The sequence below is a fragment of the Streptomyces sp. NPDC059718 genome, assembly GCF_042733315.1.
Lineage (GTDB): Bacteria > Actinomycetota > Actinomycetes > Streptomycetales > Streptomycetaceae > Actinacidiphila.
This window is the reverse complement of sequence record NZ_JBHWGA010000097.1, coordinates 1-10,087: the sequence shown is the minus strand read 5'-3', so window position 1 is coordinate 10,087 and position 10,087 is coordinate 1. Positions and strand designations below refer to the sequence as shown.

Sequence of the window (10,087 nt, the reverse complement as noted above, 5' to 3'; positions counted from 1 at the left end):
AGCAAGGCCCAGTTCCTCCGCGATCCGCGGCCGGGCCTCCTGCAGATACAGCTTCACCCGCTGGTAGTTGATGGTGACCGCGTAGTCCTGGACCAGACGTTCATGGATCACCGACGCCTTGAGCAGAATTTCGGACCTGAGCATCGCGTCGATCAACGGCGCGACTTCGTCCACCAACCGCCGAGGTCGCTGACCGGCCGCCTCGCGCTTCGGAGGCGCCAAAGAAGCCGGATCCTTCAGATACTTGCTCACCGTCCGGCGGTTCAGCCCGGTCTCCCTGGCGATCTCCCGAAGGCTCATCGCACCGGACTCATACAGCGGACGAAACCGCCGCAGCTCCAGCCACCGATGTGGATCCAGCACCACCGTCAGCCGCCTCCCTGCCACCCCGACCCGACAGCAGCAGACTCACGGCTCCAACCCCATCACGCGACACAAACGGAGCACTTTCCTCCGTACGAGGTGGTGCACGTTCACTTGTACGCCGACACGTGCCCGGTCGTTGCCCAGCTCGGCGAGCACGCGGGCCCCGAGCATGGGCCCCAGGCCGGGGAAGCTGAGCAGGATCTCGCTGTCGGCGTGCTGGTGAAAGGCGGCTGTGGCCGCCTCCGCGAGATCGTCCGCGGCTTGGCAGGCGGCGTCCAGCAGCTTGAGCAGGGCCAGGAGCTGGTGGCCGAAGGCGTCCTCGACACCGGGGAGCTGGTGGGCGTACTCAGCGCGGAAGACGTCCCGCAGCCGCTCGGCCTCCGCGTCGCAGCCGCGGAGGCGGCCACTACGTTTGATGGCAGCCCGCAGCTGGGCGAGGGTGAGCTTCGCGGCCTTGGCCGGAGTCGGCGCCAGGGTGAGGATGACGCGGGCGTCAGCCCTGGTCAGACCGCCTTGCTTGCCCTGGAAGGCCAGCAGAGCAGCAGGGTAGTACTCGCGCAGAAGCGAGCGGACTTGGTTGGCGCCCTGTTGCCGAGTCCAGACGGCGTCCTGCTGGGCTCGGGCCAGGACGGTAATGACCTGGGCGAGTTCGGAGTCGGCCGGCAGGGGTCGGTGGGCGTGCATGTCGGTGCGCAGGATGTTCGCCAAGACCAAGGCGTCGCCCGGGTCGGACTTTTTGCGGCTGACGCCGTGGCGGTCGCGGTAGCGAGCGGCGGCGAGCGGGTTGATCGCGAAGACACGGCGGCTGCCGGTGCGCAGGGTCGCGACCAGGAGGCCGTGGCTGGTCTCGATGGCCACCGGTATCGGATCTTCGGGTCTGTCGCCGTGTTCGGCGAGGAGGGCCAAAAGCTTGTGGTAGCCGGACGCGTCGTCGGTGATACGGGCTTTGGCGAGCAGAGTGCCGGCTTCGTCGACGAGGGCGACGTCGTGGTGGCGCTCTGCCCAGTCGATGCCGCAGAACACGGTCAAGCGGTCCTCCAAGATCCGTCCGTTTATGCAGGTCACGAGCACATGCGGGTCACGCGGCGCCCTAATCCAAGGACTCGTTGGTCCGCCATCTCAGTAGCCGTTCGCGACACCAGCGCACTCCAGGGGCTCGATCTTCTGCAGAGCTCGTGGGCTCACGGATGAGCAAGAGGTCGACTCTGGAGCGGGCTCGCGCCGTGACGATCAACGTCCGAGCAGTCCATGCGAGTTTCGCGGTGACCATTGGAGGCGCCGGGCTCGCCGCCCCTGACACAAGCCTCAAGCCTGGCGCCGGCGTCATCACCGCGGACCCCGCAACGGACAGCGGTGCCGCTCTTTCAGGAGGCCTTGACGGCCAGGGGGGATCCAGGCATTCGCTGTCCTGTGCGAGCAGCTGCCCCGGGTCGTTGCATGGTCCTGGGCCGTCTGCTTACGCACTGGATTAGGGGGGATCACGTCGGGCCTTCACCGGTCGACCGAGCCCGCCCCGGCTCCAAACACCACCTGATCGTCGACCGCCGCGGCACCCCGCTGGCCGTGTCCGTGACCGGCGGGCATGACGTGACGCAACTGATCCCGCTGCTGGACGCGATCCCCCGAATACGGGGACTTCAAGGGCGTCCGCGCAGCAAGCCCAAGCGGCTATTTGCCGACCGCGGCTACGACTACGACAAGTACCGCCGGCTGCTGTGGCAGCGCGGCATCGAGCCCCTCATCGCCCGACGCGGTGTCGCCCACGGCTCCGGCCTGGGCAAGACCCGCTGGGTCGTCGAGCGCGCCTTCGCCTGGCTCCACCAGTTCAAACGACTCCGGACCCGCTACGAACGCCGCGCCGACCTCCACCAGGGCCTCCTGGAACTCGCCTGCAGCATCATCTGCCTCCGACGACTCCGCACGTCATTCTGAAACGATCAGTAAGTGGCCCTGCCCACCCAGGTGGTCGGCCGAGCCCGGCACGACGGCTTCCCCTTTCCAAATGGCCCAAGATCTTCTCCTGGAAGTGGCCTACCCAAAGGGGCCGCCTGGGGGCCTACAGTCGAGATGTGACCACCGCTACCGGTCGTGGGCTGCCCCGCTCGCTTAGCCACGCGGTGGACTCGGCGCTGGAGCTTTCGGTGAGCAAGCGGTCCGTTGCCGGACCGGAGATGTTCACCTTCCCGCGTCTCAGCAAGCACACTGCACCAAGCGAGGATCTGCGCATGCGAACCATCACCGTCCGTGACCATGACACCGGGGTCGCGAGCCTATACGTGGCGGACATGCCCTATCCCGACGCCTCCGACAACGACGTCATCGGTCAGGTGCACGCCGCGGGGTACACCTCGGGAAAACTCGACCGGTCGGCGACCTGGGTGGACCGTGCCGGCCGCGACAGGACGCCGAGCGTGCCTGGTCATGAACTGTCCGTCGGAACGGTGCGGCCGCTGTCCGACATCCCCTCGCTCGCAACCGGCGCACGTCCGGCAAGACGATCATCCGGGTCACGGAAGACCGAATCAGGAGACCCATCGTGATGGAAATGCGAATCGCCGGTGGGCTGCTCGCCCTCGCCACGCTCGCTACGGTCACGGCCTGCTCGACCTCCAACGAGCCCGCCCCTGCCAAGGTGGCGGCGACGGTCGCGGCATCGACACAGCCCTCCGAAACCTTCAAGCCGCTGCTTCAGCAGGCGCTTCCGAATGTGAAGGGCAAGACGTTCACCTCGGCAGTCGTCGACTTGCCGCCCAACGCAAGCGCGCTTCCGCACCGGCACGGCCAGGCGTTCGTCTACGCCTACGTCCTCGAAGGCACCGTGCGCAGCAAGCTCGACGGCAACCCCGTGAGCACCTACCACCAGGGCGAGAACTGGGTCGAGCAACCGGGCGCCCACCACGTCCTCACCGAGAACACCAGCCAGACCAAACACGCCAAGCTTCTGGTCGTCTTTGTCTCCGACACCGGAGACAAGCTCAAGATCGACGATCCGACTTCGTAGCCCGGAGGACACAGCGGGCGGTGACGCTCCGCACCAACTCTGCCCTCTGTCGGAACTCATACCACCACCCATCAAGACGCGTCCCACGACATACACGGCGCACTCCACACGAAGGAATCGAACGAACCGTGACCAACACCCAGCGGGTCAACCTCGGCAAGCAGCACCCGGCCGCCTACAAGACTCTCATCGCCCTGTCGTCAGAAGTGGAAGAGGCTGCCGCCGCAGCGGGACTCGACCCGCTCCTTGTTGAGCTGTTGAGGATCCGCACCTCTCAGATCAACGGCTGCGCGTTCTGCCTGCGCATGCACACCGGCGACGCCCTCAAGAAGGGCGAAAACCCCGACCGAATCGCCGTGCTGCCCGCATGGGAGGAGACCGGCTACTTCTCCGAGACCGACCGTGCCGCCCTCCGCCTGACCGAAGCGATCACACACGTGCCCGACGGACACGTCCGCGACGAGGACTACAACGCCGCCGCGGCCGTACTTTCCGCAGACCAGATCTCGGTCGTCGCCTGGCTGGCAACGGTGATGAACGCCTTCAACCGCGTCGCGATCACCAGCCGGTACCCCGTCGGCCCCTAACCTCGACGGTGCCACGGCGGTCTTGACCGAAGGCGAGTCCTCGACCGTTCGGCCGTCCTGGCGCCCGCCGTCGGCACCCGCGTCACCATCGCGATATGGTCCCCCGTCCGTCCCGAGGACGGGCGGGCCGTCGTCTTCGTCGTCGAACCCGATCGCGCCCAGCGGTTACGGAATCGACGTCGGAGCGGTGCGACCGCTGTCCGACGTCCCCTCCGCATTCGCCCGCGACCGGCGCACGCCCGCAGGAACGCTGGGGCGCGCGCTCGCCGGGGCCCGCCGCTCTGGTCCGCTCCGGCGCCAGGCTCAACAACGGCCTGCTGGTCGAACATGAGCGGCCACCGCACTCTGATCACACTCCAACCGATCCAGAGCTCGGACACCCGCCCCCGCCGGGTGAACCGCTCCGGGTCCGGTCGGGACTCGACGATTCGAGAATCGAGTTATGGCACGTCCTCCCCAGTACCCGCTTGAGCTGCGCCGTCGTGCGGTGCGGATGGTCGCCGAGATGCGGCCCGACTACGACACCGAGTGGGCCGCGATGAAAGCGGTCGCCCAGAAGCTGGGCATCGGCACGACCGAGACGCTGCGCAAGTGGGTCCGCCAGGACGAGATCGATGCCGGCACCCGGATGGGGACGACAACGGCGGATTCCGCGCAGGTCAAGGCGATGAAGAAGGAAATCACCCCGGTCGCGTCCAGCTTCCTGCAGTCGGGACTGCGTTCCGAGGAGCAACAACCGATGGTCACCCTCTGGACGACCGGGTCGACGTTCGCGGCCCGGCTCGGCCTGCTCGCCGGCGGCCCCCTGATCGCCCGACGGGCGTCCGTCCCGGCATGTTCGACTCCGGCGCCTGACCCTGCTCATGGCCCCGCCGGTCGCCTGGGCCGTGCTGTCACGATCGGAGGTCCGAGGGGGTCCCGCCCCCCCCCCCCCGCCGACGGGCGGCCGCAACAGCTCGACAGCATACTGAGGTAAGGGCCCCACCAGCGCATCCGAACGTCGGCAAAACCAGGAAACACCGTGGGAGAACCGGGGATCAACTACCACGCCATCTTCGAGGCGTCACCCAGTGCGACGCTGGTGCTCTCGCCTGCGTTCGTCATCCTGGACGCCAACCCGGCCTACCGGAAACTCGTGGGCCGCACCCTTGAGGAACTCACCGGCAGGAACCTCTTCGACGCGTTCCCACAGGAAAACGCGTCCGAACCCGCCGACCTCCGGGCGTCCCTGCACCGGGTGCTGGAAAACCGCACCCAGGACGTCGCGGGCTTCGTCCGCCACGACATCGAGGAACCCGACCGCCCGGGCGTCTTCACCGAGCGCTACTGGAGCCTCGTCAACGCCCCCGTCCTGGACTCCGACGGGCGGGTAGCGCTGATCGTCCACCGGCTCGAGGAGATCACCGACCTCGTCCTCGCCAGCGGCCCCGACCTCGACCACCGGCACCACCAGATGCAACTGGAGCTGTACACGCAGTCCCGCGAGCTGCAGCGCGTCAACGAGCGGCTGCGCGAGGCCAATGCCCGCGAACGACAGGTGGCTCTGGCCCTGCAGAAGGCGATGCTGCCCGCCCCGCAGCCCTCAGCACACCACGAGGCGGCGGTCCGCTACCCCCCTGCAGTCAACACGCTCAACGTGTGCGGGGACTGGTACGACGTCGCCCAACTGCCCAGCCACGAGTATGCGGTGGCCGTGGGTGACGTCGTCGGGCACGGCCTGGCCGCGGCAGGTGTGATGGGTCAACTGCGCAGCGCCCTGAGCGCGGCCATCCGTGTCGTGGACGGCCCAGCGACGGCTCTCGACGCGCTTGACCTGTACGCCCGCTCGATCGAGGGGGCACTGTCGACCACGGCGGTGCAGACCGTCGTCGACCCGGACCGTCGCCGCATCACCTACAGCAGCGCCGGCCATCCGCCCCCGGCCCTGGCCGATCCCGACGGCACCGTGCGTTTCCTGGACGGCGCCACCGACCCCCCCTTGGGCGCCGCCCCGGACCACACCCCGCGCCCCCAGACCACCGCCGTGTACAGCGTGGGCGCCACGCTCGTCCTATACACCGATGGCCTGGTCGAACGCCGTGGGGAGGACATCGACTGGGGTCTGCGGCGCCTCGCCGACCGGCTCGCCGAGCACCGCTCACTGGACGCCGAGGACTTGGCCGACAGCCTGATGGGGCTCGGGCTGGCCACGGACGACATGGCCGTGGTCGTCGTCCGGCTGTGACGCATGAGAGCTCGTAACATGATCTTGTCGATGGTCGCAGGTCCGTCGTCGCGAGCTCGTCAGGGGGCTGCGGTGGCAGGCTCGGCCGTATGTCCGAGCAGCTTCCAGGTGTGACAGCGGCCAGAGTCGCCAATCCGTTTCATCAGTACGCGCCGCTTCCGGATGTGGCGTCGACGGATGCCACCCATCCCCTGCACGAGTACGCCACGCTCTATCCCGAGGTGGTGGAGGCGGGCTCGCTGCAGAACGCTCTCCAGACGACGGTCGATCGTGCGGGCCGTGCGCTTACGGTCGAGTTGACGTCCTCACCGGGCTGGCGCTACGTCGCCGCGAAGATGGAAGCCGACGACCGCTCGACGAATGTCCTGATGGCCAGCGGCGAGCGCAAGTTCTTGGTCGACTGCTGGGCCCACGAAGTCCACATGGCCTCGGGCAGCACGCCGGACCCGGCCGAGGTGGCCGGCGCACTGCGCACAGGTTGTTGTCAACCATCGGGAAGTCTCCTTCGAAGCATAAGGTGAGGATGCAGTTGGGGGATCAGACAGGGCGCCAGCGGAGCCGTCAGCAACCGTGTGGCGATCTCACGCGTCGTGGCGGCTCTTCAACTGGCAGAGGACGGTCTCGTGGCGGCGGTTTCGGTGACGACAGATCTCAGGCGGTCTGGCGCTGGGACTTGGCTCCACCTGCTGCCGCGGCCGCAGCCTTGCCGGGCAGGAAAACCAGCACGACGACCGCACCGACGAGGGCGACGGCTGCGGATCCCGCCGCGGTGATGTGCATGGCGTGAATGAAGGCGTCGTGCGCGGGCTGTATCAGGGCCTTGCCAGCCGGGCCCAGCTTCTCGGCGACGGCGAGTGTCGCCTGTACGGACTCCCCGGCGGCATGTCGGTCAGCGGTGGGCAGTACGTCCAGGTGGCCGTCGATGCCGCTGCGATAGGTGGTGGACAGTATCGATCCGAGTACGGCGACGCCCATGGCTCCACCGACCTGCCGGAAGGTGTTGTTGACCGCGGACCCGGAGCCGGCCTTCTCCCGGGGCAGCGACGACATGATCATGACGGTGGCGGGTGGCATCACATGCGCCATCCCCGTGCCCATCAGGAAGAACAGAACCTCCAGTACCCAGATGGGGGTGTCCTGGCCGAGCAGCAGGAAACCGGCAAAGGCCACGGCGGTCAGGACCAGGCCCGCGGCGCACACCGCTCGGGCTCCGAAACGGTTGACGACCAGCCGCGCCCGCGGGGCGAAGAACATCTGGGCGGCGGCCAGCGGCAGCACGAGCAGACCGGACTGCAGCACGCTGTAGCCGCGTACGCTCTGGTTGTAGAAGACGCTGAAGAATGTGACGCCCATGAGCGCGAAGAAGACCAGGCCGATGGCGGCGACGGAGGCGGAGAACCGCCGGTTGCGGAAGTAGGCGACGTCGAGGGCGGGATGGTCGCTGCGGGCCTCGTGCACCACGAAACCGGCGAGGACCGTGAGGCCGGCCAGCATCGTCGCCCACGCATCGGGCCGGGTAAAATCGCCCAGCTGGCCGCCCTTGATGATGCCGTAGACGAGCACCGCCAGGCCGACGATCGACAGCAGCACGCCGACCGGGTCGAGCCTGCCGGGCCTGGGGTCCTTGGAGTCGGGGACGATCGCCACCATGGCGACCATCGCGGCGACCACGATCGGCACATTGACCAGGAAGACCGAGCCCCACCAGAAGTGCCCCAGCAGGACGCCGCCGGCGATCGGGCCGGCGGCTATCGCGAAGCCGACCACGCCGGTCCAGATGCCGATGGCCTTGGGCTGCTCCTCGGGCTCGAAGACATTCATGATGATCGCGAGCGTCGCGGGCAGGATGAACGCGCCCCCGAAGCCCATCACGGCGCGGAAGGTGATGAGTTGCCCGGAGGAGTCCGACAGCGCGGACAGCACGGATCCCATACCGAACACGGCCATGCCGAAGAGCAGCACCTTCTTGCGTCCGAGCCGGTCACCCAGCAGACCCGCGGTGAAGAGCAGTCCGGCGAAGACCAGCGTGTAGGAGTTCACCGCCCACTCCAGCTGACTCTGGGTGGAGCCGAGTCCGGTGGGAGCAGGCTGGGCGATCGTCTTCATCGCCACGTTGAGGATCGAATTGTCCAGCATCACCACCAAAAGGCTGAACGCGAGCACGGCGAGGATGGCCCAGCGCCGGCGGTGGACCGCCTCGGAGACCCGTCGTCGCTGGGCGGGTGGCACGGGTGGAGTGGACTCCTCGGGCGTCGAGGGCTCGCCGGGAGTGGGTGGCAGTGCCACGGGCGTCTCCAGTGCTGTCGATGGTTCTGCGCGTGTTTGACCTGCGGGTCTACCCCACCGGGCAAAATAGATGTCGCAATCAGACTAAACACGAGATAGGATAGATGACAAGCGACAGTTATTTGAGGAGAGTGATCCCGTGGGTCGCGCGTCCAAAGCCCAAGCACAGGAGAACCGGCAGATCGTCGTGGCCACCGCCTCCCAGATGTTCCGCGAGAAGGGCACCGCGGTCAGCATCGCCGATTTGATGAAGGCCTCAGGGCTGACCCATGGGGCGTTCTACAAGCAGTTCGCCTCCAAGGAAGACCTTGTCGACCAGGCCATCGCCCACGCCTTCGAGGATCCGGCGGCACACTCGCCAGCCGGGCCGGAGGAGCCCTCCGGGGACCACGAAACCGCCCGGCGCACGCTGATCGATCAGTACCTCTCGATCTGGCACCGCGATCACGCCGGGGAAGGATGCCCCGTGTCCGGATTCGCCGCCGACCTGGGGCGCGAACCCGACCAGACTGCACGCTCTCAGGACGTCTACATCAACGGCGTGCGGAACCGAGCCGCCCGGCTGGCCACCGGCGACGACGACGGAATGGCCCAGCTGTGCACCATGGTGGGTGCCCTCGTCCTTGCCCGCGCCACCCGGGGCAACCCGATCTCCGAAGAACTGCTGCAGGCCGCACGCCTGGCCCTCACCGGCAGCGGCAGCAGACAGATCGGCGGGGCCGCAGCCCAATGACGGAACTGTCCGTCCTCTCGGCACTGCACCACTAGATAGGGGCGGCCCAAAGGGCGGCGCCCGGCTCGATTCGCTCCTACGCGCCGATCGAGGGCCCTGAGGCCGAACGGCCGAGGCCCGCCCCTTCTCCGGCACATCCGAGACCGCGTCCCTCGTGGACGCCCACGCCTTCTCGCCCGCACACTGCACTCACTGAGGAGCCACATCGCCGTCAGCTCCACCAGCCCCGCCGCCGAAGGCGAGACCACAGGCGCCATGACCGACAACACCACCCCCACGGACGAGGGCGGCCGCGTCCGCGTTCGCGTCGTCCTCCTCTTCGGCGACCAGGCCGAGATCGCCGCCGACTCCGAGGACGCCGACGCCCCCGAGCGGTACCCGGCCGCCGAGGTCGCAGCCGCCGTCGGCCTCGACCCCAAGGAGCTCCCGGGCAAGCGGCTGACGGCCCGTGTGGGCGCCGGCCACCGCCTCGAGGACTTCCGCCTCGCCTGACCCGCGCCGGCTGGTGAGGTCCCTCAACGTCGGTGAGTTACCAGCGCGATCCGGCTGGCTTGTGATGCAGGCTTGAAGGGAGGAGGCTGGTGTGGAGGGATGGACGTCGGTCGACCCCTCCCGGTCCTTCCGGCGTGGCGGAGGCCCCCGCCCCGGCGAAGTGACGGGTGCGTCAGCCCGAGCAGCTCGAGGCCGAGGCGCCCGCTGATTCCGTAGGGGCCCGTCCGGACCGGCGTCCCGTGAATCGCTGGCCCGCGTCGACGGCTGCCCCGATTCCTCCCCATCTTCCGGAATCTCTTCCCTGAAGGACTCCGTTGGGAAAGTCGTAAATCGGCTCTCGGGAGCGGGTCATGCCGCAAGGGTGAGGCGTGCGAGATGGGAGACGCGAGTGGTGCCGA

At 68.1% G+C, this 10,087-nt stretch carries 8 protein-coding genes and 4 pseudogenes; 9 read left to right on the top strand and 3 right to left on the bottom strand.

Annotation, left to right across the window (positions count from 1 at the left end; translation table 11 throughout):
* Positions 1 to 366 (bottom strand): annotated as a pseudogene (locus tag ACFV3E_RS45580) (IS21 family transposase); the annotation flags it as partial.
* 123 nt (positions 367 to 489) lie between these two features.
* A pseudogene (locus ACFV3E_RS45575) lies at positions 490 to 1,410 on the bottom strand (IS110 family transposase); the annotation flags it as partial.
* 429 nt (positions 1,411 to 1,839) lie between these two features.
* Here ACFV3E_RS45575 and ACFV3E_RS45570 point away from each other — a divergent pair.
* The 7 genes and pseudogenes from ACFV3E_RS45570 to ACFV3E_RS45540 form a co-directional block, all read left to right on the top strand.
* Positions 1,840 to 2,298: pseudogene (locus ACFV3E_RS45570) on the top strand (IS5 family transposase); the annotation flags it as partial.
* Positions 2,299 to 2,435: 137 nt separating this feature from the next.
* On the top strand, positions 2,436 to 2,906 hold the full coding sequence (locus ACFV3E_RS45565; protein WP_500542300.1) for a hypothetical protein: 471 nt from the start codon (positions 2,436 to 2,438) through the stop codon (positions 2,904 to 2,906).
* Positions 2,906 to 3,367 (top strand): cupin domain-containing protein, encoded by a 462-nt coding sequence (locus ACFV3E_RS45560; protein ID WP_500542304.1) that lies wholly within the window; start codon positions 2,906 to 2,908, stop codon positions 3,365 to 3,367. Before ACFV3E_RS45565 ends, ACFV3E_RS45560 begins: the two co-directional genes overlap by 1 nt.
* A 128-nt stretch (positions 3,368 to 3,495) precedes the next feature.
* Positions 3,496 to 3,954, top strand: coding sequence for a carboxymuconolactone decarboxylase family protein (locus ACFV3E_RS45555; protein WP_500542298.1), 459 nt, complete (start codon positions 3,496 to 3,498; stop codon positions 3,952 to 3,954).
* Positions 3,955 to 4,396: 442 nt separating this feature from the next.
* Positions 4,397 to 4,583: pseudogene (locus tag ACFV3E_RS45550) on the top strand (transposase); the annotation flags it as partial.
* 392 nt (positions 4,584 to 4,975) lie between these two features.
* Positions 4,976 to 6,178, top strand: coding sequence for a PP2C family protein-serine/threonine phosphatase (locus tag ACFV3E_RS45545; RefSeq protein ID WP_500542296.1), 1,203 nt, complete (start codon positions 4,976 to 4,978; stop codon positions 6,176 to 6,178).
* An 89-nt stretch (positions 6,179 to 6,267) separates the two neighbouring features.
* Positions 6,268 to 6,699 carry a hypothetical protein gene (locus ACFV3E_RS45540; RefSeq protein WP_500542294.1) on the top strand — a complete coding sequence of 144 codons (432 nt, stop codon included), beginning with the start codon at positions 6,268 to 6,270 and terminating at the stop codon, positions 6,697 to 6,699.
* Between the two features lie 130 nt (positions 6,700 to 6,829).
* On the opposite strand, the gene ACFV3E_RS45535 is transcribed toward ACFV3E_RS45540, so the two are convergent.
* Positions 6,830 to 8,407: an MFS transporter gene (locus ACFV3E_RS45535; protein WP_500542302.1), complete on the bottom strand. Its 1,578-nt coding sequence runs from the start codon at positions 8,405 to 8,407 to the stop codon at positions 6,830 to 6,832.
* A 196-nt stretch (positions 8,408 to 8,603) separates the two neighbouring features.
* Here ACFV3E_RS45535 and ACFV3E_RS45530 point away from each other — a divergent pair, with 196 nt between their 5' ends.
* Both ACFV3E_RS45530 and ACFV3E_RS45525 read left to right on the top strand, forming a co-directional pair.
* Complete coding sequence (locus ACFV3E_RS45530; protein WP_500542292.1) at positions 8,604 to 9,197, top strand: TetR/AcrR family transcriptional regulator; 594 nt, start codon at positions 8,604 to 8,606, stop codon at positions 9,195 to 9,197.
* A 255-nt stretch (positions 9,198 to 9,452) separates the two neighbouring features.
* Positions 9,453 to 9,689: a hypothetical protein gene (locus ACFV3E_RS45525; RefSeq protein WP_500542290.1), complete on the top strand. Its 237-nt coding sequence runs from the start codon at positions 9,453 to 9,455 to the stop codon at positions 9,687 to 9,689.
* The last annotated feature ends 398 nt before the right edge of the window (positions 9,690 to 10,087 follow it).

What these genes read in the sequence shown, in the direction of transcription:
- ACFV3E_RS45525 (WP_500542290.1), top strand. Translation starts at nt 9,453, where the DNA reads ATGACCGACAACACCACCCCCACGGACGAGGGCGGCCGCGTCCGCGTT.
- ACFV3E_RS45540 (WP_500542294.1), top strand. Translation starts at nt 6,268, where the DNA reads ATGTCCGAGCAGCTTCCAGGTGTGACAGCGGCCAGAGTCGCCAATCCG.
- ACFV3E_RS45560 (WP_500542304.1), top strand. Translation starts at nt 2,906, where the DNA reads ATGGAAATGCGAATCGCCGGTGGGCTGCTCGCCCTCGCCACGCTCGCT.